Consider the following 25,103-nt stretch of genomic DNA (forward strand, 5'->3'; position numbering starts at 1 on the left):
CGCCTCACGTCCCGCCGGTCGTCCCCAGCACCCGCCGCACGAACTCGCCGAGCCGGGCGCGCAGTTCCTCCCGTCCGGTTCCGTGCGTTCCCGCGACGTACTCGACCAGGTCGGCGCGTACGGCGGCGAGCAGGGCGTGTGCGGTGAAGTCGGCGTCGGGCGGGTCGAGGAGGTCGGCCAGGGCGGAGCGCAGCAGGGCGTGCCACCGCTCGTAGTGCTCCGCCCGGTAGGGGCTGTCGCCGCCCGTTCCCTCCAGCGCCAGCGCAAGGTGGCGGTGGTCGAACTTGAAGCAGAGGACGGCGTCGAGCAGCGCGGGCACCCGTTCCAGCGGCGGCGTGCCGGGGCCGAGCGGCGGCGGCCCTTCGGCCACCGCGCGCTCCAGCGGTTCGAGCCGTGCCGCGTACAGCGCGCGGATCAGTGCCGTGCGGTCGCCGAACGCGCGGAACAGCGTGCCCTTGCCGACACCGGCCGCCGCCGCGACGTCGGACATGGTGACGTCCTCGGGGCTCGCGCAGCGGGCGAAGAGGTCGTCCGCCGCGGCGAGCAGCGCCGCCCGGTTGCGCGCCGCGTCCTTGCGGGGCTTGCGCGCGTGCGCGCCGCCGCCCGCTTCCGTCTCCACGGTCACCTTCCGCTCCACCGTCACCTGCCGCCGCCTTCCCGCACTCCCGCCACCTTCCCGCATTGCAAAACGGACCGCCGGTCCGTATCTTCGTCCTTGAAAGCGGACCGCCGGTCCGCATCCTACGGGACGGAGCCCTCTCATGCCCGAACACCCCCACGCCCCCACTCCCTCGTCCGCCCCCTCGTCCGCCCCTTCGTCACCGGAGGCGGTCTACCGCCGGGGCCTGCGCCTGCTGCTGGCCAAGGACGTCCCCGCCTGGGTCGACCTGTGGGCCGAGGACGGCGTCATGGAGTTCCCCTTCGCACCCGAGGGCTGGCCCCGGCGCCTGGAGGGCAAGGAGGCGGTCGCCGCGTACATGCGCGACTACCCCGACCACATCGACCTCCACGACATCCCCGACCTGCGCATCCACCGCACCACCGACCCGGACACGCTGGTCGTCGAGATGCGCGGCGTGGGCCGCGTCGTCGCCACCGGCGCCCCGTACGACATGACGTACATCGCCGTCGTGACCTTCCGGGACGGCCTCATCACCGGCTACCGCGACTACTGGAACCCCCTCGCCGTGCTGGAGCCCGGCGTCGACTTCACCGGGAGCACTCGATGACCTCCGCCGGTACCGTCCTCGTCACCGGCGCCACCGGCACCACCGGCAGCCGTACCGCCGCGCGCCTCGTCGCCGCCGGCCACCGCGTCCGCGCGGCCGGCCGCCGCGGCGCCGCGCTTCCCGGCGCGCAGCCGGTCCGCTTCGACTGGTACGACCCCGCCACCCACGACGCCGCGCTCACCGGCACCGACCGCGTCCACCTGGTCCCGCCCGTCGGCGACCCGGACCCGGCGGCGGTCATGCTGCCCTTCCTGGAACGCGCGCGGGCGCTGGGCGTACGCCGTGCGGTGCTCCTCAGCTCCTCCGCCGTCCCGGCGGGCGGCCCGGCGGTCGGCCAGGTGCACCAGGTGCTCCCGTCCCTCTTCGACGAGTGGGCGGTGCTGCGCCCCTCCTGGTTCATGCAGAACTTCACCGGCGCGCACCTCCACGCCACGACGATCCGCGCGACCGGCACGTTCGCGACGGCCACCGGCGACGGCCGCGTCGCCTACGTCGACGCCGACGACATCGCCGCCGTGGCCCTGCACGCCCTGACCGACACCGACGCCCCGAACACCGACCTCGTTCTGACCGGCCCCGAGGCCCTCACCCACGACGACGTCGCCACGATCCTCACCGAGGTCACCGGCCGCCCCGTCACCCACCACCGCCTGACCGTGGCGGAGGTCCGCCACCGCCTCACCGAGTCGGCGGGCATCCCGCCGCAGTTCGCCGCGCTGCTGGCCGACATGGACCACGCCATCGCCGAAGGCGCCGAGAACCGCACCACCGACACCGTCCACCGCCTCACCGGCCACCCGCCGAACGACCTCCGCACAGCGACGGCCCGCGAGACGGGCCGGGGCCTCTAGAGGAACGGGGCCGCCGGGGCCGGCGGGTGGGGGGTCAGGCTGCGCATGCGGTCCTCCAGCTCCCGCAGCGCGGACGCGATCCGGTCCCGCCCCTCGGGAAAGCGCTCGGCGAGGCTGCGGATGTCGACGGGCGTGCCCTCGGGCACCGACAGGATGTGCGTCGCCAGCCCGATCGTCGTCAGCGACAACTCGCGGTGCTGGGCGAGGTGATTGCCGATCACCACTTTCACCCGGCCAGGTGACGAACGCGAGGTTTGGTTGGTTGGTTTGGTTTTCCCCCGGAGTTATTAGGTCTTTTACCGCCTGCGGCACCGGCGTCCGGGCCGCCGTGTCCCGGTTCTCCCGGCTCCGGTGCCACTGGCCGACGGCCGTGCCGCGCACTGTGTAACAGGGCTGTAGCAGCGGGTTGTTGGGCGAAACGGCGGATGGGCCGGGCGGCTCTTGATGCTCGGAAGCGCTTGCTCGTACCGACGGGCCGGCACCCCGCCCCATACGGAGGAAGACACCATGCGCATCAACAAGCTCACCATCGCCGCCCTGGCCGTCGTCGCGGGCCTCTCGCTCACCGCCTGCCAGAACGACGAGGACACCGCGGGCCCGAGCAGCTCGTCCGCCGCGTCCACCACTCCCTCCACCAGCGAGGGTGCGAGCGACTCGGGCCAGGGCGCCGCGGAGACCAACGCCGGTAAGGGCTCGGGCGAAGAGCAGGGCACGGCCACCGGAACCGGCTCCGACAACAACGGCAAGGTCGGCAAGTGCCGCACCGACGAGCTGGAGGTCACGGCCACGGACAACACCATCGACGGCGACCCGGACGGCACCGTCGCGGTGACGTTCACGAACGGCGGCGGCCGGGACTGCTCGATCTCGGGTTACGCGGGTGTCGACCTGAAGACCAGCGCGGGGTCGCTGTCCGCGAAGCGCACCGGCCAGCAGGCGACCTCAACGGTCCTGAAGGACGGCGAGTCGGTCGCCTTCGGCATCACGTACCCGGTCAACGACTCGGGCGGCTCCGGCGTCCGCATCACGGGCCTGGTGGTGACCCCGCCGGACGAGACGAAGTCGGTCTCCCTCGACTGGCCGGGCGCCGCCACGCTGCCCGTCACGGACGGCTCCGGCACCCCGGTGAAGGTCGGCCCGATCGGCAGCGCCGGCCAGGGCGGCTGACCCGCACCGTCATCACCGAAGCCCGCACCGGATTGCCACCTCCGCCCACACCGTCTTGCACGGCACCGGGCCCCGCACCACACCCCAACGGTCGGCCAACTCCTCGACCAGCAGCAGCCCGTAGCCCGACTCCCCGGGCTCCGGCGCCGCACACCCGGCCACGGGCACGCTCTCGCCCCTGGCATCGGTCACCTCGATCCGCAGCACACCGGGCGCGGTGACCATGAGGGCCAGCCGGAAGTCCCGGCCCGGTACGCGGCCGTGCAGCACCGCGTTCGCGGCCAGTTCGGCGACGATCAGCCGCGCCGGGTCCAACGGCAGCCGCCACGCACGCAGTTGCTCGGCGGCGAGCAACCGGGCCAGCCGGGCACCCCGGCGGGTGGCGGACAGCGGCACGGCGAACTGGTGGAGCGGACTGCGCGGCACAGTGATTTCGTGGTTCACGTCACCCAGCGTGTTGGGTCGCGTTTCCGCTGTGAAGACGGGTGAGTCGTGCGACCGCCGGGTGTCCGTGGCGTGTCCGGTCCCGTCCGGGCTGCCCGGGTGCGTCAGGCGGCACAGGGTCTCGTCCTCTCAGGGCGCCGGCAGCGGCAGGCAGGGCACCTGCGGTTGCCGCAGATGCTGTCCGCCGTCGTGGACGCACAGGGTGAAGGTCTCCGGTCCTGGCCGTCCGGCCGCGTCGTAGACGTCGATGAGGCGCTCGACGTTCTCCCACAGCCGCACCTGCCCGCCCTCCCGCACCCACCAGCCGCCGTCGCCGTCCGGGGCCAGCATGGCGGCCGACCCGGTGACCACGTCGACCAGGTGCACGACGTCGCCGACGGCGGTCAGTTGCGCGTCGGGCACGGCGCTCTGCACGAGGAAGCGCAGGCGGAAGGCTTCCTCGGTCGCGGCGGTGATCCGCTCGGGACCGTGCCGGGCGACCCGTGCCTTCCCCGGCAGCTCCGCCGCCCAGTGGGCGGGGTTGCCGAAGGCCGGCGCCGCGTGCGTACGCGCCGGCATGAAGGAGACCGTGCCGCCCAGCAGCCGCCCCTCGGCGGTGCCGTCCCCGGCGACGGTGAGCAGGACGCGGGCGTACCCGTAGAGCCAACCGGAGAGCGTCAGCAGGATCTTGCCGCCCGGCCGGGTCTGGGCGACCAGGGTCTGGGGCACGGCGCGGAAGGAGCAGGCGGCGACGATCCGGTCGAACGGGGCCTCGGGCCAGCACCCGTACAGCCCGTCCGCGACCGCGAGGGTGGGTGCGTAACCGCAGCCGTGCAGCGCGCTCGCCGCCCGCTCCAGCCGGTGCGGGTCCACCTCGATGCTCGTCACACCGGCCGATCCGAGGCGTTCGCAGGCGAGCGCGGTCGAGTACCCCGTTCCCGTGCCGATCTCCAGCACCGTGTGCCCCTCCCGGACGTCGGCGTCGGCCCACATCCGCACCACGAGCGACGGCAGGGTCGAGGACGAGGTCGGGGCCCCTCCGTGGCGTTCGGCCGGGTGTTCCCAGTCGGGTTCGTCGCCGTCGAACTGTGTGATGAGCGTGGTGTCGGAGTACGCGGCGGCCAGCCAGCGCCCGTGGTCGAGCGCGGCGGTGACCGGCTGCCACACGGTCAGCCCTTGCCCGTTTCGCTCGTCGGCGGGCAGATAGAAGCCGGGCACGAACCGGTGCCGGGGCACCGACTCCACCGCCGCCCGCCAGGCCGGATCGTCCAACACCCCGCGTACGGCGAGGTCCTCCGCCATGAGGGCGCGCAGCCGCGCGGCATCGGTTTCCAGGTCGACGGGCAGCGTCATGAACGGCCCTTCCTTTCCACGGTGAGGAGATCGGCGAACGCCTCGGTGATGTCGTAGGCGTCGGGAAGCCAGCCCCACTGGCCGTTCGGGTTGCACTCGATCGCCGTCCAGTGTTGCGGGTCGTCCCCGTCACCGGTGAGCGCGAAGTCGAAGCAGCCGAAGACCAGCCCGAACGAGGCCAGGTAGGAGTGCAGCGCCGCCTTGACGGGCGGCGGCACGGTGATGGGCGCGTGGAGCAGGGCGCCCCAGTCGCCCCGGCGCCAGTCCAGCGCGCCGTCCGGTGCGGCGATCTGCCGGGCGAAGACACGACGGCCGACCACGGTGACGCGTACGTCACCGGTCTTGGGGATCTCGGCCTGGAACAGGTGGGCGGTCACGGTGAGTGTGTCGTCGAAGGTCTCCGGGTCGACCCGCTGGGTCCAGATCGCTCCGGCCTGTCCGTCGTCGGCGGCGGGCAGGCCGCGGAACGTCTTGCAGACGACGGGACCGTGGACGGCGGCGAACTCCCGTGCCGTCTTACGGTCGTTGGTGATCAGCGTCGGAGGAATCCTCAGCCCGAGTCGGGCGAGCCTGCGGAGCTGGGCGGGCTTGGACTCCGCGCGGGCCACCGCGGCCGGATGGTTGACGTACCGGGCGCCGGACAGGGCGTTCAGGACGCCGCCGAGCCCGTGCCGCGCCTCGGAGGCGGCGAAATCCGCCTGCTGCCGGGGCAGATGCGCGAACCGGGTGCCGTACGGAGTGGGGCGGCGGTAGTACACCGCCGCCACCTCCCCCGGCTCCACCTCCCGGCTCGCCGTACGCAGCCGCCCACTCCACGCCGGACGGTCCGCGTCGATACGGAAGCCGAACGTCAGGGCGGGCCCGATGTCGGCGGGGTCGACTCGGACGACGGGCACCTCTCGCGCGTTCAGCGCAGCGACGACCAGGTCCGCGGTGACGTCCTCCAGCGCGGTGACGACCAGGACGGTGGAGGCCATCAGTCAGTCCGATTCGCAGTCGGTGGTGCTGTCGTCCTGTGTCTGGGGCTGCGGGCCGTTCCCGTCACCGCCTCCGGACACGGAGGCGGTACCGGTCGTCCTCGACGTCCCGTGCTTGCCCATCTCGACCGGCCGCCCGGTGGCATCGGCGTAGCGGGCGATCTGCGTGACGGGGTCGAGCCGGCGGCCCGACCGGCAGCCGGTCGGTGACCAGGCGCAGCGCCCAGGGGGCCTCGGGGGCGAGTGTTGTCATGGGGGTCCCTTCTCTGTCCACGATGCGGAGTTCCAGATTCTCGCCACTCAGTGTGCTCGCACGTGTGCACACTGTGCATACGTGCAGCTCGTACGGCCGACGGCTGTACGCCGGCTGCCCGGTTTCTGCCCGCCCTGCCCGGGGTGACCGGGCGCGGGTGGCCGGAGTTGGTCCGGGGAAGGGCGCGCGACGGGAGGCGGCGAACATGGGCGAGTGGGAAGCGGGGCTGGACGACGAAGAGGCCGGGGCCGTGATGCGTACGGTCACCCGGCAGTTGAAGCTGTGGCGGGAGGCGGCCGGCCTTACGCAGGCGGAGTTCGGGGCAGCCATCGGGTACGGGGAGGAGCTGGTCTCCTGCGTGGAGCGGGGGCGGCGGATTCCCCGGCCGGAGTACTTGGACGCGGCGGACGAGGTCCTGGGCGCGGGCGGCAAGATCTCCGCGATGAAGAAGGACGTGGCGGAGGTCCGGTACCCGAAGAAGGTACGGGACTTGAAGAACCTGGAGGCGGAGGCTGTTGAGCTGTGCGCGTACAACAACTCCGTCGTCCATGGGCTGTTGCAGACCGAGGACTACGCACGGGCCGTGTTCAACGCACATCGACCGGTGCTCACCGAGGAGGAGGTTGAGCAGCAGGTCACGGCACGCTTGGCACGCCAGGAGATCCTTGATCTCATGACTGGGCGGCGCGTCTTCAGCTTTGTGCAGTGCGAGTCGACGCTTCGCAGGCCTATGGGAGGCAGAATGGTGATGCGCCAGCAGCTCGAACGGCTGTTGGAAGTAGCTCGGTTGCGCAACGTGGACCTTCAGGTCCTCCCCCTGGACCGCGAGGTGAACTCCGGGACCGGCGGTTCGTTCCGGCTGCTCAAGCTCAAGGGCGGAACCACAGTCGCTTTCAGTGAATCGCCCCTCAGCAGCAGAGCGACGACTGACCCCAAGGAAACGACGGCCCTCGACATCCGCTATGGAGCTCTGCGCGCCCAGGCTCTCAGCCCGCAGGATTCGTTGCCCCTGATCGAGAAAGCACTGGGAGAGACAAGAACATGACGCTCAATTCCCCTGAAACCGACACCAAGCCGGAATGGATAAAGAGCAGCTACAGCACGTCTGACGGTCCCGACTGCGTCGAGGTGGCCACCGCCCCCGCTCACATCCTCGTCCGCGACTCCAAGAACCCGAACGGCCCCCGCCTCGCCCTCACCCCCGCCACATGGGCGACCTTCCTGCCGTACGCGTCCGAGCGCTGACGCAGCAAATACACGTGACCCGCACCCGGATGTACGGGTGCGGGCCACGTGTACGTGTCAGTCGGCGGCCGGGGCCTCCACCTCCTCCGCCGAGCCCTCCCCCCGAGCCTGCTGCAAGGTCTCCGCGATCGCGGCGAACTCCTCCAGCGCGGCCTGGAGGTCCTCGACGATTTCGGCGGCCAGCACCTCGGGCGCGGGCAGGTTGTCCGCGTCGTCGAGGCTCGGGTCGCGCAGCCAGGTGATGTCGAGGTTGGCCTTGTCGCGGGCGGTCAGCTCCTCGTACGTGTACGCCTTGAAGCGTTCCGTCTCGACCCGTTTGGAGCGGTCGTCGTCCTCGGACCGCAACGCGTGATGGCGGGACGCGCCGCACGGCACACCCCGCCACCACCTCACGCCTACGACCTCACGTTGCCGCCGGACGGCTCAGGTCGTCGACCGGCGTCTCCGCGCGCCCGGCCGCCGCTCGCTCGGCCGCGTCACCGGGTCGCCGGCCTCCAGCGCCGCCATCCGTCGGCGCATACCGAAGTCGGCCAGCGCCTCCGCCAGCTTGTGCACCGACGGCTCGGGAGCCATGACGTCGACGCGCAGGCCGTGCTCCTCGGCCGTCTTCGCCGTCGCCGGGCCGATGCAGGCGATCACCGTGACGTTGTGCGGCTTGCCGGCGATGCCGACCAGGTTCCGCACCGTGGACGACGACGTGAACAGCACCGCGTCGAAGCCACCGCCCTTGATCGCCTCACGGGTCTCCGCCGGAGGCGGCGACGCACGCACCGTCCGGTAGGCGGTCACGTCGTCGACCTCCCAGCCCAGCTCGATCAGCCCGGCGACCAGCGTCTCCGTGGCGATGTCGGCGCGAGGCAGGAAGACGCGGTCGATCGGGTCGAAGACCGGGTCGTACGGCGGCCAGTCCTCCAGCAGACCGGCGGCCGACTGCTCACCGCTCGGCACCAGGTCCGGCTTCACACCGAAGGCGATCAGCGCGTTCGCGGTCTGCTCGCCCACCGCCGCGACCTTGATGCCGGCGAAGGCACGCGCGTCGAGGCCGTACTCCTCGAACTTCTCACGGACCGCCTTGACCGCGTTGACCGAGGTGAACGCGATCCACTCGTAGCGGCCCGTCACCAGGCCCTTGACCGCCCGCTCCATCTGCTGCGGCGTGCGCGGCGGCTCCACGGCGATCGTCGGCACCTCGTGCGGCACGGCACCGTAGGACCGCAACTGGTCGGAGAGCGACGCCGCCTGCTCCTTCGTCCGCGGAACGAGGACCTTCCAGCCGAACAGCGGCTTGGACTCGAACCACGCCAGCCGGTCGCGCTGCGCGGCGGCACTGCGCTCACCGACCACGGCTATCACCGGCCGGCCGCCGTCCGGGGACGGCAGCACCTTCGCCTGCTTCAGCGTCTGCGCGATCGTGCCGAGCGTCGCCTGCCAGGTGCGCTGCCGCGTCGTCGTACCGGCGACGGTCACCGTCAGGGGGGTGTCGGGCTTGCGACCGGCGGACACCAGTTCGCCCGCCGCCGCGGCCACGGAGTCCAGCGTGGTGGAGACGACCACCGTGCCGTCCGACGCACCGACCTCCGTCCAGCACCGGTCGGATGCGGTACGGGCGTCGACGAACCGCACGTCCGCGCCCTGCGCGTCCCGCAGCGGCACACCGGCGTACGCGGGCACACCGACAGCGGTCGCGATACCCGGAACGACCTCGAACGGCACACCGGCCGAGGCGCACGCCAGCATCTCCTCGGCGGCGTACGCGTCGAGCCCGGGGTCACCGGACACCGCACGCACGACCCGCCTGCCGCCCCGCGCGGCCTCCATGACAAGATGTGCGGCATCCCTCACCGCGGGGACAGGGGCGGTTGTTGACGCGCCGTCAACGACCGTCAGCTGGGGCGTGCCCGTGCCCGGAGCCGACGGATCGGCATCCGTGTGCACCTCGGCGACGCCCTGCCGCGCGTGCGTGCGCACCACGTCGAGCACCTCGTGCTCGGCGACGAGGACGTCCGCGTTCGCCAGCGCCTCCACGGCGCGCAGAGTCAGCAGTCCCGGATCCCCGGGTCCGGCACCGAGGAAGGTGACGTGCCCGTGTTCCGGAGGGGCGGGAAGGGTGGTGGGGCTCACTGTGCTCGCTCCCCCATCAGACCGGCCGCGCCCTGCGCGAGCATCTCGGTGGCGAGTTCGCGACCGAGTGCCATCGCCGCCTCGTGCGTCTCGGGCACGGGACCGGTGGTGGACAGCTGCACCATCGTGGAGCCGTCGGTCGTACCGACGACGCCGCGCAGGCGCATTTCCTTGACAATCTGCCTGTCGGCCTGGGGGTCCCCCCGCTCGAGCGGAGCCGAGAGTGGGGGAAGGTCGGCCAACGCACCCACGGGGGCGGAGCAGCCGGCTTCCAGGGCGGCGAGCAGTGACCGCTCCGCCGTCACGGCGACCCGCGTGAACGGGTCGTCGAGCTCGGCGAGCGCCGCGATCAGCGCAGCGTTGTCCGCGGCGCATTCGATCGCCAGTGCCCCCTGGCCGGGGGCGGGCAGGACCGTGTCGACCGACAGGAAGTCGGTCACCTCGTCGCTGCGTCCGATCCGGTTCAGCCCGGCGGCGGCGAGCACCACCGCATCCAGTTCGCCCTTCGTGACGTACCCGATGCGAGTGTCGACGTTGCCCCGGATCGGGACCGTCTCGATGTCCAGGCCGTGGCCGCGCGCGTACGCGTTCAGCTGCGCCATGCGGCGCGGCGAACCCGTACCGATGCGCGCGCCGCGCGGCAGATCGGCCAGCTTCAGCGCGTCCCGCGCCACGATCACGTCGCGCGGGTCCTCGCGCACCGGGACCGCCGCCAGGACCAGTTCGTCGGGCTGCGCGGTCGGCAGGTCCTTCAGCGAGTGCACCGCGAAGTCCACCTCGCCGCGCGCCAGCGCCTCCCGCAGCGCGGCCACGAACACACCCGTGCCGCCGATCTGAGCCAGATGCTCGCGCGAGACGTCGCCGTACGTGGTGATCTCGACGAGCTCGACGGGCCGTCCGGTCACCTGGCTCACGGCATCCGCCACCTGCCCGGACTGGGCCATGGCGAGCTTGCTGCGCCTGGTCCCCAGCCTCAGTGCCTTCTCAGTCATGCCGGCCCTCGGTTCTCTGCGTTCTTCTCGGTGCTTTCCTCGGCTCGGGAGACGGAGGCCACCGTCTCGGGGTCGAGGTCGAACAGGGTGCGCAGCGCGTCCGCGTACCCGGCGCCGCCGGGCTCGGCCGCGAGCTGCTTGACCCGTACCGTCGGCGCGTGCAGCAGCTTGTCGACCACCCGCCGCACGGTCTGCGTGATCTCCGCGCGGTGCTTGTCGTCCAGGCCGGGAAGCCGCCCCTCGAGGCGGGCGATCTCACCGGCCACCACATCGGCCGCCATGGTGCGCAGGGCGACCACGGTCGGCGTGATGCGTGCCGCCCGCTGCGCCGCCCCGAAAGCGGCCACCTCGTCGGAGACGATACGCCTGACCTGGTCCACATCGGCAGCCATCGGAGCGTCCGCGGACGCCTCCGCGAGCGACTCGATGTCGACCAGGCGCACACCGGCCAGGCGGTGCGCGGCCGCGTCGATGTCGCGCGGCATGGCCAGGTCCAGCAGGAAGAGCACCGGCTCGGGGCGCGGCGGCTCGGCCACCGGCTCCGGGCGGCGCCGCTCGGGGATCCGGCCGACCACGGACGCGGTCGCGGCCAGCGCGCCGATCAGTTCCGCGTCGGCCTCGGGACCGGTCCGGACGGTCTCCCGGCGGTCGGTGGTCGCGCCCGCGACCCACGCGGCGTGCTGCTCCAGCGTCGCCGCGTCCATGCCGGCGACGGCCGCCTCTCCCATCACGGAGAAACCGGGCTGCACGGCGGACAGGTCCAGCGGGCAGCCCTCCTCGGGCGCCGCCGCCGAGGCGGTCCCCGCGGCCGGGGCGGCCTCCGTGGCCGGGGCGGGCGCGGCGAGCGCTTCGGCGGGCTGCTGCCCGATCCGCGTCTCGACACCGGCGGCGATCGCGTCGGCCGTCAGGACCAGTCCCGTCGCGCCGGTGCAGGACACCACGACATCTGCACGTGTCAGCTCGAACGGCACCGAGCCCATCGGTACCGCGCGGGCCAGCACGTCCGTGTCGTCGCCGTCGCTCAGTATCTGCGCGAGACGCTCGGCGCGCTCCTGCGTGCGGTTGGCGATCACCACCTCGGCGACACCGGATCGCGCCAGTGTCGCGGCGGCCAGCGAGGACATCGATCCGGCGCCTATGACCAGCGCCTTCTTGTCCCTGGCCCACGCCTCGACGGGCGTACCGAGGGCCAGCTGCTCCAGGCCGAAGGTGACCAGGGACTGTCCGGCACGGTCGATGCCCGTCTCGGAGTGGGCGCGCTTGCCGACCCTGAGCGCCTGCTGGAACAGGTCGTTCAGCAGCCGGCCCGCGGTGTGCAGTTCCTGGGCGCGGGCGAGGGAGTCCTTGATCTGGCCGAGGATCTGGCCCTCGCCCACGACCATCGAGTCCAGCCCGCAGGCCACCGAGAACAGGTGGTGGACGGCCCGGTCCTCGTAGTGCACGTAGAGATAAGGAGTGAGCTCCTCCAGGCCGACGCCGCTGTGCTGGGCGAGCAGCGTGGACAGCTCGGCGACACCGGCGTGGAACTTGTCCACGTCGGCGTACAGCTCGATGCGGTTGCAGGTGGCGAGGACCGCGGCCTCGTCGGCCGGCTCGGCGGCGACAGTGTCCTGCAACAGCTTGACCTGCGCGTCCGCGCTCAGCGAGGCCCGCTCCAGCACGCTGACCGGCGCGCTGCGGTGGCTCAGTCCGACGACGAGGAGACTCATGCCGGCATCACGGCGGGCACGTCCCCGTCGGGTCCCTGGTCGGTGGAGGTCTCCTCACGGGCGGCGGCCTGCACGGCCGCGGCACCGGCCGTGGCCTCCTCGCCGGCCTTGCGCTGCTCGTGGAAGGCGAGGATCTGCAGCTCGATGGAGAGGTCGACCTTGCGCACGTCGACGCCGTCCGGCACGGACAGCACGGTCGGCGCGAAGTTCAGGATGGACGTGACACCGGCGGCCACGAGCCGGTCGCAGACCTGCTGGGCGGCACCGGCGGGCGTCGCGATCACACCGATCGACACGCCGTTGTCCCGGATGATCGACTCCAGCTCGTCGGTGTGCTGCACCGGGATCCCGGCGACGGGCTTCCCGGCCATCGCCGGATCGGCGTCGATCAGCGCGGCGACCCGGAACCCACGGGAGGCGAACCCGCCGTAGTTGGCGAGGGCGGCGCCGAGGTTACCGATTCCCACGATCACAACCGGCCAGTCCTGGGTGAGGCCGAGTTCGCGGGAGATCTGGTACACGAGATACTCGACGTCGTAGCCGACGCCCCTGGTCCCGTAGGAGCCCAAGTAGGAGAAGTCCTTGCGCAGCTTCGCGGAGTTGACCCCGGCGGCGGCCGCCAGCTCCTCCGAGGAGACCGTCGGCACCGAGCGCTCCGAGAGCGCGGTCAGAGCGCGGAGGTACAGCGGAAGACGGGCGACGGTGGCCTCGGGAATCCCTCGGCTACGGGTCGCCGGTCGGTGAGTTCGGCCAGTTGCCACGGTGCTCCTGCGGGTAGAGCGGGGCTTCAGGCGGTCATACGTCCCCGGACCGCCCCGTCGAATGCAGGCTATGCCTTTGTGAACGCGTGCACAAAGATTGTGTCCGATTTGCCCGGCCAACGTGACCGGGGTCACGCGGCCCTGGCGCAGTTGTGAGGAACCGTGGCACGCGCGCCACCGTTCCTTGTCTTCTGGGGGCAAAACCGCACACTCTCCTCTGTGAATCCCGCCCCCGAGACCAAGCCACCATCGATCCTAAGCGACTTTCGGCCCGCTTTGGACTGGCCGGTCAGTCGGCCGGAGTCACCCGGTGAGGGCCCTGCGGAGGCGGTCCTCGTTCACGCGCCAGAAGGTGTGCTGCGCCCCGTCGACCAGCACCACGGGGATCTGCTCCCAGTACTTCTCGTACAGCTCGCGGTCCTCGGTGATGTCCTTCTGCTCCCACCGGACCCCGAGCTCCGCGCACACCTTCTCCACCACCACCTGCGCGTCGTCGCACAGATGGCAGCCGGGCTTGCGCACCAGGGTGACGAGCCGGTCCTGCGAGGCGGGCGGGTCGCTGCGACGGAAGAGAGGGCTCATGTCGGCCATTGTCGCGCGCCTTGTCGCGCGCCTTAACGGCGTGGACCCGTGAAGTTCACGACGCCCGAACCTCTCGGCTCCGGAACGGCCGGACGGAATGGCTATGCTCACGCCATGGCCGCTCTAGGATGGCTCACTCCCCGTAGGCGTTCCGCCACGGCGCGGAGCGTGTTGGCAGGCGAGGCCTCGGCGGAGGCAGCACGCAAATCCACCCGGGACGTTCCCGAACGCGAACCGGAATTCCCGGTACCGGGCGATGAACGGGCCGCCGCGTTCTTCGACCTGGACAACACCGTGATGCAGGGCGCGGCCCTGTTCCACTTCGGGCGGGGCCTGTACAAGCGGAAGTTCTTCGACACCCGCGACCTCGCCCGCTTCGCCTGGCAGCAGGCGTGGTTCCGGCTGGCCGGCGTCGAGGACCCCGAGCACATGCAGGACGCCCGCGACTCGGCCCTCTCCATCGTCCAGGGCCACCGCGTCTCCGAGCTGCAGTCCATCGGCGAGGAGATCTACGACGAGTACATGGCCGAGCGGATCTGGCCCGGGACCCGGGCACTGGCGCAGGCGCACCTCGACGCCGGCCAGCGGGTGTGGCTGGTGACGGCGGCGCCGGTGGAGATCGCCACGGTGATCGCCCGCCGGCTGGGGCTGACCGGAGCGCTGGGCACGGTCGCCGAGTCGGTCGACGGCGTGTACACCGGCAAACTGGTGGGCGAGCCGCTGCACGGCCCCGCGAAGGCGGAGGCGGTCCGCGCGCTGGCCCTGGCGGAGGAGCTGGACCTGGGCCGCTGCGCGGCCTACAGCGACTCGCACAACGACATCCCGATGCTGTCCCTGGTGGGCCACCCCTACGCCATCAACCCGGACGCCAAGCTCCGCAAGCACGCACGCCGCATGGACTGGCGGCTGCGCGACTACCGCACCGGCCGCAAGGCGGCGAAGGTCGGCATCCCCGCGGCGGCGGGCGTCGGCGCGGTCGCCGGCGGCACGGCGGCCGCCATCGCCCTCCACCGCAAACGCCGCTGAGCGCCGGGGCGCACACACCGTCGAGCGCCGGGCACGGGCGCTGCGCCCGGCGCCGCTCCGTCCCCGCCCGGCCGCCCCGCTCCGTCTCCGCCCGGCCGCCCCGCTCCGGCTCCGCTCCCGCTCTGCCCCGGTCCCGCTTCGGCGCCGCTCCGGCGCCGCTCCGGCGCCGCTCCGGCGCCGGTCAACGGGTCAACACGGGCGCCGCGCACACGCGTACGGCCGCACGCTGACCGACACGGACCGAACCGTCCATCCCGCCCGCAAACACGCCCAATCCAACTGCCTTACCCCGCAACCCCCCTGTCCAGTCCCGTTGGCTGGACACGGCCACAACTCGGCCTGGACCAAACCCGGATACGAAACTTATCGATCAACACCCGGTCAACAAACGCAACTTGATCGCACGTCAACCGGTTACAGAAGCGACGTAACCGGTGATTTGAGCAACTCGGTGTAGCAGAGCCTGTACGAAGCGTTATTCTCCTCAGACGCAATCCGGTACCCACCCATCGCTACGACGGGTGAATGGTCCCGCACTGCACGTGATGGAAGCTCTGCCTCTGGGAGTCCCGTGTACCCACACGTCGGGGTTGACGCCTCGGGCCTGGCTACGCTGCGCGCGGCAGTCGCGACAGCCCGAGACATGGTGTGCGGCATCGTCCCCGCCGCGCACACCGTCCCCGCATTCGCCACCGCCCTCGCCGGCCCGTGCCACGCCCCTGCCGGCCCGTGCTACGCCCTCGCCGACGGCACCGCCGCGGTCGCCAGACGAGGGCGCCCCTCCGGTGCCGCCACCGCCGCCCGCCGTCCCGCCGCCGACAGCGACAGCGCCCGGATGATGGACCTCGTCGAGCGCGCCCAGGCCGGCGAGGCCGAAGCCTTCGGACGGCTCTACGACCAGTACAGCGACACCGTGTACCGGTACATCTACTACCGCGTCGGCAGCAAGGCGACCGCCGAGGACCTCACCAGCGAGACCTTCCTGCGGGCGCTGCGCCGTATCGGCACCTTCACCTGGCAGGGCCGCGACTTCGGCGCCTGGCTGGTGACCATCGCCCGCAACCTCGTCGCCGACCACTTCAAGTCCAGCCGCTTCCGCCTGGAGGTCACCACCGGGGAAATGCTCGACGCCAACGAGGTCGAACGCTCCCCCGAGGATTCCGTTCTCGAGTCCCTGTCCAACGCAGCCCTCCTCGATGCCGTACGACGACTCAACCCCCAACAGCAGGAGTGCGTCACGCTCCGATTTCTCCAGGGCCTGTCCGTCGCCGAGACGGCCCGCGTGATGGGCAAGAACGAGGGCGCCATCAAGACCCTCCAGTACCGGGCCGTCCGCACCCTCGCCCGGCTCCTCCCCGAAGACGCCCGCTGAGCCGGTAACGCCCGGCCCGACCGAAGACGCCAACCGATCGCAGCACGCTCCGCGACAGCCAACTCACGGTGCGTGAAACCCGGTTGGCTTCCTCATTCGGTCATACGGCGTCCGTAACCCAAGTGCCGCGCCAGTCGTTGTGCGGGATACAGGCTCCCTGTGGTCACCCCCTGACCGACTTCGATCACTCGATCGTGTGGCTGTGGTCAGGACGGGAACCCTCAGGACCCCCTGGGGAGTCGACCGTCATGACGAGAGGAGGTGCCGCCAGTGATCGCGAACGTATCGGCGCACCGGCGGGCGAACGCCTTCGCCCAGGCCCTGGAGGAACAGTCCGACCGGGGCACGGCGGCCGAGCAGTCCGAAGGAACGGCACCGGCCCCGGCCGCCGCGGAGACCGAGCGGGACAAGCTGCTCTCGCTGGCCTCCGACCTCGGCGCGCTGCCCAAGCCGGAACTGGATCCCGAGGTCAAGGTCGTCCAGCGGGCCCAACTGGTGGCCGCGTTCGAGGCCATGCTCCAGGAGGGCACCGCAGCGGGCGAGGCGATGGATCAGGCCGTACCCGAACAGCGCTCGCGCCGGGCCCGCGGCGCGCACCGCGCGACCCGCCTGAGCAAACTCCGGCCGCGCTCACGGCTGGCCAAAGGGCTCACCGCGGGCGGACTCACCGTCGGAGTCGCCGCCGGCGCCCTCGGCGGAGTCGCCGCCGCCAGCACCGACGCACTGCCCGGCGACTCCCTCTACGGCCTCAAGCGCGGCATCGAGGACGTCAAACTCGGCCTCGCCGACGGCAACGACGAGCGGGGCCGGGTCTACCTCGACAACGCCTCCACCCGCCTCAACGAAGCCCGCCGGCTGATGGAGCGCGGACGCAGCGGCCCCCTCGACCACGAGTCCCTCCACGAGGTCCGCCGCGCCCTGTCCGGGATGCGGCACGACGCCTCCGAGGGCCACCGCCTGCTGCGCCAGGCGTACGAGCGCGACCCCGACTCCCTCGGCCCCATCCAGGCGCTGTCGTCCTTCTCCCACGCACACCGCCAGACCTGGGGCTCCCTGCGCGACAGCCTGCCCGTGCAGCTCGGCGACGTGAGCGAGCAGGTCTCGTCGGTGTTCGACGCCATAGACGAAGACGTCGCCCCGCTGCAGTCCCTGCTCCCCCAGCCCCCGGCCCGCGACGGCGACGACGGCACCGGCGGCAGCGGCGCCGAATCCGCGCCCGGAAACCCGTCCGCCACCGACCCCGCCCAGTCCCCCGGCACCGGCCACTCCGGCGAGAGCAGCACCAGCAGCAGCGGACCGTCCGGCTCCGCCGACCCGGACCAGGCGGACGACGGCCTGCTCGGCGGCAACACCGGCGGCCTGCTCAACCCGCCTGAGGAGGACGGCACCCACACCTCGCCGCCACCCTCCGGCGCCGTCACCCAGCCCCCCGCGCCCGACGTCACCCTCCCGCCGCTCCTGCCCGGACTGCTCCCGGGTCTCGGCATCGACGGCGAGGAAGAGGAGTAGGACGCGAGGACCGGCAAAGCGACAAGAACCTGTGGGCGCCCCTCGGCGAAAGGGGCGCCCACAGCCTCGCCGGACACTGGCCGCCAGTCACCAGTCACCAGCGCTGGTCGCCGGTCACCAGCGCTGGTAGCTGGTAGCTGGTCGCTGGTCGCTAGAAGAACACCGACCGCCGCTGGACCAGCAGCTTGTACAACGTGTGCTGGATCTGCTCCCTGACCTGGTCGGTCAGGTTGAACATCAGCATCGGGTCCTCCGCCGCCTCCGGCGGATAGCCGTCCGTCGGGATCGGCTCACCGAACTGGATCGTCCACTTCGTCGGCAGCGGAACCGCCCCCAGCGGCCCCAGCCACGGAAACGTCGGCGTCAACGGGAAGTACGGAAAGCCCAGCAGCCGCGCCAGCGTCTTCGCGTTGCCGATCATCGGGTAGATCTCCTCGGCCCCGACGATCGAACACGGAATGATCGGCGCCCGCTGCCGCAGCGCCGTGGACACGAACCCGCCCCGCCCGAACCGCTGCAGCTTGTACCGCTCGCCGAACGGCTTCCCGATGCCCTTGAACCCCTCCGGCATCACCCCGACCAGCTCACCCTGACCGAGGAGACGCTCGGCGTCCTCCGCGCAGGCCAGGGTGTGCCCGAGCTTGCGGGCCAGCTCGTTGACGACCGGCAGCATGAACACCAGGTCCGCCGCGAGCAGCCGCAGATGACGCCCGGCCGGATGATGGTCGTGGACCGCCACCTGCATCATCAGGCCGTCCACCGGCACCGTCCCCGAATGGTTGGCGACGATCAGCGCCCCGCCCTCCGACGGGATGTTCTCCATGCCCTTCACCTCGACCCGGAAGTACTTCTCGTACACCGGCCGCAGCAGGGACATCAGGACCTGGTCGGTGAGTTCCTCGTCGTAGCCGAAGTCGTCGACCTCGTAGTCGCCGGTGAGCCGGCGGCGCAGAAACGCCAGACCGCTCGCGACCCGCCGCTCCAGCGTGCCGTCACCGGAACCGGCACCGCCACCGGAGCCCTCGCCGGGCCCGTCACCGGCCCGTTCCCGCGGCTGTTCCGCCGCGGCGGTCACCGGCTCGTCCTCCCGCGCGGACGCCACACCCGGCAGCGGCTGGACGTCCCCCACCGCCGCGGGCTGCGCGCCGCCCTGCCGCCGGCCCCCCGCACCCCGGCGGCGCGCCGGGCGCTGCGCGGCACCGCCGCGGGAGCGGTGGTCGTCGTCGAACGGAATGACCTTGGCGTCCGCCATCGTTGCTGCGCTCCTCAGTTGGCGCTGTGCGTCGGGTGACCGCTGCCCGGCAGGGGCAGCGCGGCGAGCCGGTCGACGGCCCTCTCGAGGGTCTCCGGCGGAAGCAGCCCGGGACCACGACTGCGCACGAACTCCGCAAACGTTTCGGCAGTCGTGTACTTCGGGGTGAAACCCAGCGTCTCCCGCATCTGGTCCGTCGCCACCACCCGCCCGTGAGTGAGCAGCCGGATCTGCTCGGGCGAGAAGTCCGTCATCCCCAGCGTACGCACCACCGACCCCGCCCAGGTGACCGCGGGAAGCAGCAGCGGCACGGTGGGCCGGCCGAGCCGCCGCGAGCACTGGGAGAGCAGCAGCACACCGTCGCCCGCGATGTTGAAGGTGCCGCTGTTGAGCGTGCCGCGCCGCGGCTCGTGCGAGCCGATCCGCAGCACCTCGACCACGTCGTCCTCGTGCACGAACTGCAGCCGCGGGTCGTAGCCGAACACGGTCGGCAGCACCGGCAGCGCGAAGTACGAGGCGAGCGGGCTGTCCGCCGCCGGGCCCAGGATGTTGGCGAACCGCAGCACGCACACCGCGACGTCCGGGCGGCGCCGCGCGAACCCGCGCACATAGCCCTCTACCTCCACCGTGTCCTTCGCGAAGCCGCCGCTGGGCAGGGACTTGGGCGGCGTCGTCTCGGTGAACACCGCGGGGTCACGGGGCGCGGAACCGTAGACGTTCGTACTGGACTTGACGACCAGCCGTCTGATGTTCGGGGACTTCTGGCAGGCACCCAGCAGCTGCATGGTGCCGATGACGTTGGTCTCCTTGAGCGCGGCCCGGCTGCCGCTGCCGAGCGGCGTCCCGGTGACGTCGAGGTGGACGACGGTGTCGGCGCCGGACTCGGCGAGCACGCGGGCGATGGTGGGCTGACGGATGTCCGCCTGGACGAAGTCCGCGCCGCCCAGGTGGTGCTCGGGCGGGACCGCGTCCACGGCGACCACCCGGTCCACCTCGGGATCACGCTGGATCCGCCGGACGAAGCGGCCTCCCAGCTGACGGGCCACTCCGGTCACGAGCACGACCTTTCCCAAGATCAGCGCCTTCCTTCTCGCCCTCGTCCCGACGGCCAACCTATCGGTTCACCGTCGCTCTGTGACATCCACCCGCTGCGGGAAGTGACGACCGTGCCGCGTTGGCGCGCATCACCGACCGACGGTGGCCCCTCCACGCGAGTCACCCCGCGCGCCGCCCGCACACCCCGAACACGGCAGTGGCCCCCCACCGGAATGCGGTGGGGGGCCACTGGACACGCTCTCGCGCTGTCGCTTACTTCTTGTTGCGACGCTGGACGCGCGTGCGCTTGAGCAGCTTGCGGTGCTTCTTCTTGGCCATCCGCTTGCGCCGCTTCTTGATAACAGAGCCCACGACTACCCTCGCTCACTTCTCATCACTCGGTGTTTGGGCGCCATGGGCCCACACGACCTACGAGGGGCTAGCCTACCCGCCCGAGCGCTGAGGTCGTAATCGAGGTGCCCGGGGAGGCCCATGAGTGCCCTGTACGGGTCTCCCCGGGCCGCCGTCAGGCGGTTTCCACCCCCACATAGCTCTCGCGGAGGTACTCGTGAACCGCTTGCTCCGGGACGCGGAAGGACCGCCCCACCCGGATCGCGGGCAGATGACCGCTGTGCACCAGGCGGTACACGGTCATCTTCGACACTCGCATCACCGAGGCGACTTCCGCCACGGTAAGGAACTGAACCTCGTTCAGAGGCCTCTCGCCAGCTGCAGCCATGACACACCTGAACCTTCCGCACTCGACGGCCACCGGCTTCCCCTTCCGGTGACTCTTCGTCGCTGCGTGCTCACTCCCCAATGTAGGGGCGGGTGATGCGAGTGGGGAAGAGGTGCACCCATCAACGGCCTACCGTGACAGACACGCTCGATTGAGTACGTAGCGGGTCAGCGGCAGGTAGTCACCGGCCCGCACCCCGTCGTCAAGCGGAACGACGACGGACACCGCGCCCTCGGCCTGGCCGACAAACGGGGCGGGGTCGTTCACATCGGCCGGCCCGACCGCCTCGAACCCCAGCTGACCTGCACCGCAGAGCCAGCCGTGGTCTCCGATCACCAGCCCGGGAAGCGGCCCGCCGGCCTCGGCCGCGGCGGTGAGCGCGACCCGAACCGGCAGCGGGGAGTGCGTGTGTGCGCCGGGCTCACCACCGGAGCGTTCCGGCCCGGCATCCCGGACGAGGCCGACCCCCCGTACGTAGTCGAGGTTGTACGTGCGTAGACCGAACCGGGTCGTTATGTCGACACAGCGACCATGCGCCGGGGTGAGTACGGCACATCCCGCCGCCGACAAGGCGTCTGCCAGCGCGGCGTAGAAACCGAGCAGCCGGTGCGGGTGACCGGTGCCGAGGAGGACCGGCACCCGACGCCGGGCGGCACTCGCCAGCCGCTCCGCACAGGCGTCCAGCGCAGCCAGGGTCCGCTCGGGGTCGATCACATCATGGCCGGAGACATGCCCAGGGTCGGCCGAAACTCCGCACCTGTCCGCCATCAAAGCGATCAACTTACGCTCTCCCCATACCCATTCGGGGTCCAGCCCGATCAGGACGCGGGGGTCCCGGGCGGCGAACAGCCGGTAGCTGCGCAGGCTCTCCTCCCGGGTGGTGCCCACGACCCCGGCGAGCCGGGCGGTCAGGAGATGCGCGCGGAGGGCGGCGGTGGTCAGCACGGAAGCGATGGTGACGCGACGACGGGCCGGGCCACCGCCGGAACGGGGAACTACCGCACAGTCGGCGTAACAACCGCACACGCGGCCCCACCAGCACCCGGCCCCACAGGCACACAGACGGCCCACCCGCGCCCGCGCCCGCCAGCCGTCCACCGTCAGCCGTCAGCCGTCAGCCGTCAGCCGTCAGCCGTCAGCCGTCAGCGGTACAGGCTGCCCACCCGCTCCCGTGGACCGTACGGACAGCCCCGTCGCGCGGCTACGGCAGCAGTCCCCGCTGCGGGAACACCGCGCGCCGGGTCGCGAGGATCGCCTGGTCCAGCCGGTCCGCCGGGTCGTAGCCCTCGTCCCAGGCGGCCCAGGACACCGGCCACCGTCCGTCGGTCATCCGCCGCGGCGCCGGCTGCCGGGTCCGGGCGTAGACCTCCTGTCGCCAGCCCTCCGGGATCATCGTCGTGGGCTCCACCGGCCGCTCGGCCGCGATGCCGACGAGGTGGGTCCAGGACCGCGGGACGACCTCCACCACCGCGTAACCCCCGCCGCCCAGCGCGACCCACCGCCCGTCGGCGTGCGCGTGCGCCAGTTCGTGACAGGCCACCTGCACCGCCCGCTGCGCGTCCAGCGACACGGCCAGGTGCGCCAGCGGGTCCTCGAAGTGGGTGTCGGCGCCGTGCTGCGTCACCAGCACCTGGGGCCGGAAGTCCGCGATCAGCTCCGGTACGACGGAGTGGAACGCCCGCAGCCATCCGGCGTCCCCGGTCCCGGCCGGCAGGGCCACGTTGACCGCGCCGCCCTCCGCGCCGGGCGCGCCCGTCTCCTCCGGCCAGCCGGTCTGCGGGAACAGGGTGCGCGGATGCTCGTGCAGCGAGATCGTCAGCACCCGCGGGTCCTCCCAGAACGCCGCCTGCACCCCGTCCCCGTGGTGCACGTCGACGTCGATGTACGCGACCCGCTCGGCACCGAGCTCCAGCAGCCGGGCGATGGCCAGCGACGCGTCGTTGTACACGCAGAACCCGGAGGCGGCGCCCGGCATCGCGTGGTGCAGCCCGCCCGCGAAGTTCACGGCGTGCAGCGCGTCCCCCCGCCACACGGCCTCCGCCGCGCCCACCGACTGCCCGGCGATCAGCGCGGACACCTCGTGCATCCCGGCGAACGCCGGATCGTCCACCGTCCCCAGGCCGTACGACTGGTCCGCGGCCGCCGGGTCCGCCGAGGCGGCCTTCACCGCCTCGATGTAGTCCTCCCGGTGGACGAGCCGCAGCGTCGACTCGCCGGCCGCCTTCGCGGCGACCACCTCCACCTCGCGGTCGAGCCCGAGGGCACCGACCAGACTCCGGGTCAGGGCGAGCCGGACCGGGTCCATGGGATGGTCCCGGCCGAAGTCATAGCCCGTTACTGCCTCGTCCCACATCAGCTGTGCGCGGCCGCTCATGAACGCCACCGTATCGGTCCGGTTCACTCTCGAACGACCTGGCGTACACGAGCGTCACCAGCACCAACACCATGGGCACGAGCATGGCCCCGCGGTAGCTCCAGGCGTCGCCGAGCGCCCCGACCAACGGCGAACCGACCAGGAAGCCCACATAGTTGAAGACGTTCAGCCGCGCCACGGCCGCCTCCGCAGCGCCGGGCCGGCCGCTGTCGTGGGCCCGTCGTCCGGCCGCCGCGAAGGTCTGCGGCACCAGCACGCACAGCCCGAGGCCCAGCAGCGTGAACCCCAGCATCCCCACCCACGCGCCGGGCGCCCCGGCCACCACCGCGAACCCCGCCGCCGCGACCACCGACCCGGCCCGCACCACCGCCACGGCCCCGAACCGCCGCACCGCGCCGTCCCCGACCGCCCGCCCCACCAGCGTGGTGACCATGTACACGTTGTAGGGGACGGTCGCCAGCTGCTCCGAACTGCCCAGCACGTCCTGGAGGTACTTCGCGCTCCAGTTGGACACCGTCGAGTCCCCGATGTACGCCACCGTCATCACCAGGCACAGCGGCAGCAGCCACCCGACGGCACCGCCCCTCTCACCCGCCCGCCCGGCCCCTTCCGCGCCGGTGCTCTTGCCGCCGTCCACCGCCGTCGCCCCGTCCCCGTCGACGTACCAGCGGCTCCCGATCAGCGCGGCCGGCAGCAGCACCAGCACCACCGGCAGATACGACACCCACAGCGCCTGCTCCCAGCGCGCCCCCGCCCAGGCCAGCGACGCCCCGACGATCCCGCCCAGGCTGTACGCGGCATGGAAACCAAGCATGATGCTGCGCCCGTACGCCCGTTGCAGGCTCACGCCGAGCATGTTCATCGACGCGTCCAGTGCTCCCACGGCCAGCCCGAACGCGGCCAGCGCCACGGCGAGGACGGCCATGTGCCGCCCGGCGCCGACGCCGAGCAGCGCCAGCAGCACCACCGGCTGCGACCAGCGCAGCACCCGGCTCGGTGGGATCCGCCGCACCAGTCGCTCCGTCGTCACGCTGCCGATGCCGGCCAGCACGGGGACGGCGGCGAGGAACACGGGCAGCAGCGCGTCGGACACCCCGTACCGGTCCTGGACGGCCGGGATCCGCGTCACGAGCAGGGCGAAGGTGACGCCCTGCACGAGGAAGCCGAACGCCAGCGAGCCCCGGCCGCGCCGCAGCACATCGGTCATGGCGGCGAGCGTAGGGCTCGGGGGTACCGGTGGGTAGATCCGGTCAAAGCTGAATTGTGTTCAGTTCCCGGCGAGGAGTGTGGTCAACTCACGCATGTCGTCGAAGAGTCGTGTGGCCCCGTTGAGTCGCTCGGCGGGGGTCATGGCCGTGAACCCGTACACGTCCATGCCGGCGGCGACCGCCGCCTGCACGCCGAGCGGGCTGTCCTCGACGACCACGCACCGTTCCGGCGCCACGCCCATCCGCCGGGCCGCGTACAGGAACAGGTCCGGTGCTGGCTTGCCCCGTCCCACGTCCTGCGAGCTGAAGATCCGCCCGTCGTCGAACCACCGGTCGAGCCCTGTCGTCCGGTGTCCGACCCGGATCCGCTCATGGCTCCCCGACGACGCCACGCAGTACGGCACCTCGTCCGCGGCCAGTTTCCCGAGTACGTCCATGGCCCCGGCGACCGCCTTCAGCTCCCGCTCGAACGCGGCGAAGACCCGGGCGTGGAACACATCGTCGAAGTCCGCCGGCAGCCGCCGCCCGGTCCGCTCCGCGACCAGGTCGTGCACGCGGTGCATTGCGGAGCCCATGTAGTCGCGAATCGAGTCGTCGTACGACGTCGGGTGGCCCAGCTCGGTGAGATAGGCGGCGAGGAGGCGATTCGAAATCGGTTCGCTGTCGACGAGCACTCCGTCGTTGTCGAAGATGACGAGGTCATAGCGCATGCCTCGACCCTAAACGCAGAAAACCCCGCACCGGCCCGGTGCGGGGTTTTCCACAAAAAATGTTCGGCGGCGTCCTACTCTCCCACAGGGTCCCCCCTGCAGTACCATCGGCGCTGTAAGGCTTAGCTTCCGGGTTCGGAATGTAACCGGGCGTTTCCCCTACGCTATGACCACCGAAACACTATGAAACTGACAACCGCACCATGTGTGGCACA

Annotated in this window: 27 protein-coding genes, 1 rRNA gene and 1 pseudogene; 8 read left to right on the forward strand and 21 right to left on the reverse strand. The window is 71.7% G+C overall.

Annotated elements, in window-relative coordinates:
* Positions 1-4 precede the first annotated feature (4 nt).
* Positions 5-625 (reverse strand): TetR/AcrR family transcriptional regulator, encoded by a 621-nt coding sequence (locus FGW31_RS14845; RefSeq protein WP_233452488.1) that lies wholly within the window; start codon positions 623-625, stop codon positions 5-7.
* A gap of 136 nt (positions 626-761) precedes the next feature.
* Here FGW31_RS14845 and FGW31_RS14850 point away from each other — a divergent pair, with 136 nt between their 5' ends.
* Positions 762-1,229 carry a nuclear transport factor 2 family protein gene (locus FGW31_RS14850; RefSeq protein ID WP_142193882.1) on the forward strand — a complete coding sequence of 156 codons (468 nt, stop codon included), beginning with the start codon at positions 762-764 and terminating at the stop codon, positions 1,227-1,229.
* Positions 1,226-2,080 carry an NmrA family NAD(P)-binding protein gene (locus FGW31_RS14855; RefSeq protein ID WP_142193883.1) on the forward strand — a complete coding sequence of 285 codons (855 nt, stop codon included), beginning with the start codon at positions 1,226-1,228 and terminating at the stop codon, positions 2,078-2,080. Before FGW31_RS14850 ends, FGW31_RS14855 begins: the two co-directional genes overlap by 4 nt.
* Before the next feature lie 53 nt (positions 2,081-2,133).
* Here FGW31_RS14855 and FGW31_RS14860 read toward each other — a convergent pair.
* Positions 2,134-2,310, reverse strand: a pseudogene (locus tag FGW31_RS14860) (helix-turn-helix domain-containing protein); the annotation flags it as partial.
* Between the two features lie 277 nt (positions 2,311-2,587).
* Between FGW31_RS14860 and FGW31_RS14865 the strand changes: the two are divergent.
* Positions 2,588-3,247 carry a DUF4232 domain-containing protein gene (locus tag FGW31_RS14865; protein WP_142193884.1) on the forward strand — a complete coding sequence of 220 codons (660 nt, stop codon included), beginning with the start codon at positions 2,588-2,590 and terminating at the stop codon, positions 3,245-3,247.
* 12 nt (positions 3,248-3,259) lie between these two features.
* Here FGW31_RS14865 and FGW31_RS14870 read toward each other — a convergent pair whose 3' ends face one another.
* The 4 genes from FGW31_RS14870 to FGW31_RS36230 form a co-directional block, all read right to left on the reverse strand.
* Positions 3,260-3,691, reverse strand: a complete 432-nt coding sequence (locus FGW31_RS14870; RefSeq protein ID WP_142193885.1) for an ATP-binding protein — start codon at positions 3,689-3,691, stop codon at positions 3,260-3,262.
* Between the two features lie 129 nt (positions 3,692-3,820).
* A complete protein-coding gene (tgmC, locus tag FGW31_RS14875) occupies positions 3,821-5,023 on the reverse strand; it encodes an ATP-grasp peptide maturase system methyltransferase (protein ID WP_142193886.1) in 1,203 nt (400 codons plus the stop codon).
* Positions 5,020-6,000: an ATP-grasp ribosomal peptide maturase gene (gene tgmB / locus FGW31_RS14880; RefSeq protein WP_142193887.1), complete on the reverse strand. Its 981-nt coding sequence runs from the start codon at positions 5,998-6,000 to the stop codon at positions 5,020-5,022. The genes tgmC and tgmB overlap by 4 nt, the downstream gene beginning before the upstream one ends.
* A 3-nt stretch (positions 6,001-6,003) precedes the next feature.
* Entirely contained in the window at positions 6,004-6,123 is a 120-nt protein-coding gene (locus FGW31_RS36230; RefSeq protein ID WP_373303473.1) for a putative ATP-grasp-modified RiPP, read from the reverse strand.
* A 335-nt stretch (positions 6,124-6,458) separates the two neighbouring features.
* Between FGW31_RS36230 and FGW31_RS14890 the strand changes: the two genes are divergently transcribed.
* Both FGW31_RS14890 and FGW31_RS14895 read left to right on the forward strand, forming a co-directional pair.
* On the forward strand, positions 6,459-7,298 hold the full coding sequence (locus tag FGW31_RS14890) for a helix-turn-helix domain-containing protein (RefSeq protein WP_142193888.1): 840 nt from the start codon (positions 6,459-6,461) through the stop codon (positions 7,296-7,298).
* On the forward strand, positions 7,295-7,498 hold the full coding sequence (locus FGW31_RS14895) for a DUF397 domain-containing protein (protein WP_142193889.1): 204 nt from the start codon (positions 7,295-7,297) through the stop codon (positions 7,496-7,498). The genes FGW31_RS14890 and FGW31_RS14895 overlap by 4 nt, the downstream gene beginning before the upstream one ends.
* Positions 7,499-7,555: 57 nt before the next feature.
* On the opposite strand, the gene FGW31_RS14900 is transcribed toward FGW31_RS14895, so the two are convergent.
* The 6 genes from FGW31_RS14900 to FGW31_RS14925 form a co-directional block, all read right to left on the reverse strand.
* Entirely contained in the window at positions 7,556-7,843 is a 288-nt protein-coding gene (locus tag FGW31_RS14900; protein WP_142193890.1) for a methyltransferase, read from the reverse strand.
* Positions 7,844-7,921: 78 nt separating this feature from the next.
* Entirely contained in the window at positions 7,922-9,619 is a 1,698-nt protein-coding gene (locus FGW31_RS14905; protein WP_142193891.1) for a bifunctional uroporphyrinogen-III C-methyltransferase/uroporphyrinogen-III synthase, read from the reverse strand.
* Complete coding sequence (gene hemC / locus FGW31_RS14910; RefSeq protein WP_142193892.1) at positions 9,616-10,611, reverse strand: hydroxymethylbilane synthase; 996 nt, start codon at positions 10,609-10,611, stop codon at positions 9,616-9,618. Before hemC ends, FGW31_RS14905 begins: the two co-directional genes overlap by 4 nt.
* On the reverse strand, positions 10,608-12,320 hold the full coding sequence (locus FGW31_RS14915; RefSeq protein WP_142193893.1) for a glutamyl-tRNA reductase: 1,713 nt from the start codon (positions 12,318-12,320) through the stop codon (positions 10,608-10,610). Before FGW31_RS14915 ends, hemC begins: the two co-directional genes overlap by 4 nt.
* Positions 12,317-13,081 carry a redox-sensing transcriptional repressor Rex gene (locus tag FGW31_RS14920; RefSeq protein ID WP_142193894.1) on the reverse strand — a complete coding sequence of 255 codons (765 nt, stop codon included), beginning with the start codon at positions 13,079-13,081 and terminating at the stop codon, positions 12,317-12,319. The genes FGW31_RS14915 and FGW31_RS14920 overlap by 4 nt, the downstream gene beginning before the upstream one ends.
* A gap of 303 nt (positions 13,082-13,384) precedes the next feature.
* Entirely contained in the window at positions 13,385-13,672 is a 288-nt protein-coding gene (locus tag FGW31_RS14925; protein ID WP_142193895.1) for a glutaredoxin family protein, read from the reverse strand.
* A 105-nt stretch (positions 13,673-13,777) separates the two neighbouring features.
* Between FGW31_RS14925 and FGW31_RS14930 the strand changes: the two genes are divergently transcribed.
* The 3 genes from FGW31_RS14930 to FGW31_RS14940 all read left to right on the forward strand — a co-directional run bounded on the left by FGW31_RS14930 (position 13,778) and on the right by FGW31_RS14940 (position 17,570).
* Positions 13,778-14,689 carry an HAD family hydrolase gene (locus FGW31_RS14930; RefSeq protein ID WP_142193896.1) on the forward strand — a complete coding sequence of 304 codons (912 nt, stop codon included), beginning with the start codon at positions 13,778-13,780 and terminating at the stop codon, positions 14,687-14,689.
* Positions 14,690-15,260: 571 nt separating this feature from the next.
* Positions 15,261-16,061 (forward strand): ECF subfamily RNA polymerase sigma factor, BldN family, encoded by an 801-nt coding sequence (locus tag FGW31_RS14935; protein WP_142193897.1) that lies wholly within the window; start codon positions 15,261-15,263, stop codon positions 16,059-16,061.
* A 270-nt stretch (positions 16,062-16,331) separates the two neighbouring features.
* The gene (locus FGW31_RS14940; protein WP_142193898.1) at positions 16,332-17,570 is read left to right on the forward strand and encodes a DUF5667 domain-containing protein; all 1,239 of its coding nucleotides are present in this window, start codon (positions 16,332-16,334) and stop codon (positions 17,568-17,570) included.
* Between the two features lie 151 nt (positions 17,571-17,721).
* Here FGW31_RS14940 and FGW31_RS14945 read toward each other — a convergent pair whose 3' ends face one another.
* The 9 genes from FGW31_RS14945 to rrf all read right to left on the reverse strand — a co-directional run bounded on the left by FGW31_RS14945 (position 17,722) and on the right by rrf (position 25,066).
* Positions 17,722-18,822, reverse strand: a complete 1,101-nt coding sequence (locus FGW31_RS14945) for a lysophospholipid acyltransferase family protein (protein ID WP_142193899.1) — start codon at positions 18,820-18,822, stop codon at positions 17,722-17,724.
* A gap of 14 nt (positions 18,823-18,836) precedes the next feature.
* Positions 18,837-19,895 carry an NAD-dependent epimerase/dehydratase family protein gene (locus FGW31_RS14950; RefSeq protein WP_142193900.1) on the reverse strand — a complete coding sequence of 353 codons (1,059 nt, stop codon included), beginning with the start codon at positions 19,893-19,895 and terminating at the stop codon, positions 18,837-18,839.
* A gap of 235 nt (positions 19,896-20,130) precedes the next feature.
* Positions 20,131-20,229: a 30S ribosomal protein bS22 gene (locus tag FGW31_RS14955; protein ID WP_003948845.1), complete on the reverse strand. Its 99-nt coding sequence runs from the start codon at positions 20,227-20,229 to the stop codon at positions 20,131-20,133.
* A 154-nt stretch (positions 20,230-20,383) separates the two neighbouring features.
* Positions 20,384-20,596 (reverse strand): helix-turn-helix domain-containing protein, encoded by a 213-nt coding sequence (locus tag FGW31_RS14960; protein ID WP_004984898.1) that lies wholly within the window; start codon positions 20,594-20,596, stop codon positions 20,384-20,386.
* A 129-nt stretch (positions 20,597-20,725) separates the two neighbouring features.
* On the reverse strand, positions 20,726-21,541 hold the full coding sequence (locus FGW31_RS14965) for a phosphatase (protein ID WP_142193901.1): 816 nt from the start codon (positions 21,539-21,541) through the stop codon (positions 20,726-20,728).
* A gap of 256 nt (positions 21,542-21,797) precedes the next feature.
* On the reverse strand, positions 21,798-22,970 hold the full coding sequence (locus FGW31_RS14970) for an acetoin utilization protein AcuC (protein ID WP_142193902.1): 1,173 nt from the start codon (positions 22,968-22,970) through the stop codon (positions 21,798-21,800).
* Positions 22,921-24,177, reverse strand: coding sequence for an MFS transporter (locus FGW31_RS14975; protein WP_142193903.1), 1,257 nt, complete (start codon positions 24,175-24,177; stop codon positions 22,921-22,923). Before FGW31_RS14975 ends, FGW31_RS14970 begins: the two co-directional genes overlap by 50 nt.
* A gap of 60 nt (positions 24,178-24,237) precedes the next feature.
* The gene (locus tag FGW31_RS14980; protein WP_142193904.1) at positions 24,238-24,888 is read right to left on the reverse strand and encodes an HAD family hydrolase; all 651 of its coding nucleotides are present in this window, start codon (positions 24,886-24,888) and stop codon (positions 24,238-24,240) included.
* Between the two features lie 61 nt (positions 24,889-24,949).
* A 5S ribosomal RNA gene (gene rrf, locus FGW31_RS14985) occupies positions 24,950-25,066 on the reverse strand.
* Positions 25,067-25,103: the final 37 nt, after the last annotated feature.

Source organism: Streptomyces calvus, assembly GCF_006782915.1.
Classification (GTDB): domain Bacteria; phylum Actinomycetota; class Actinomycetes; order Streptomycetales; family Streptomycetaceae; genus Streptomyces; species Streptomyces calvus.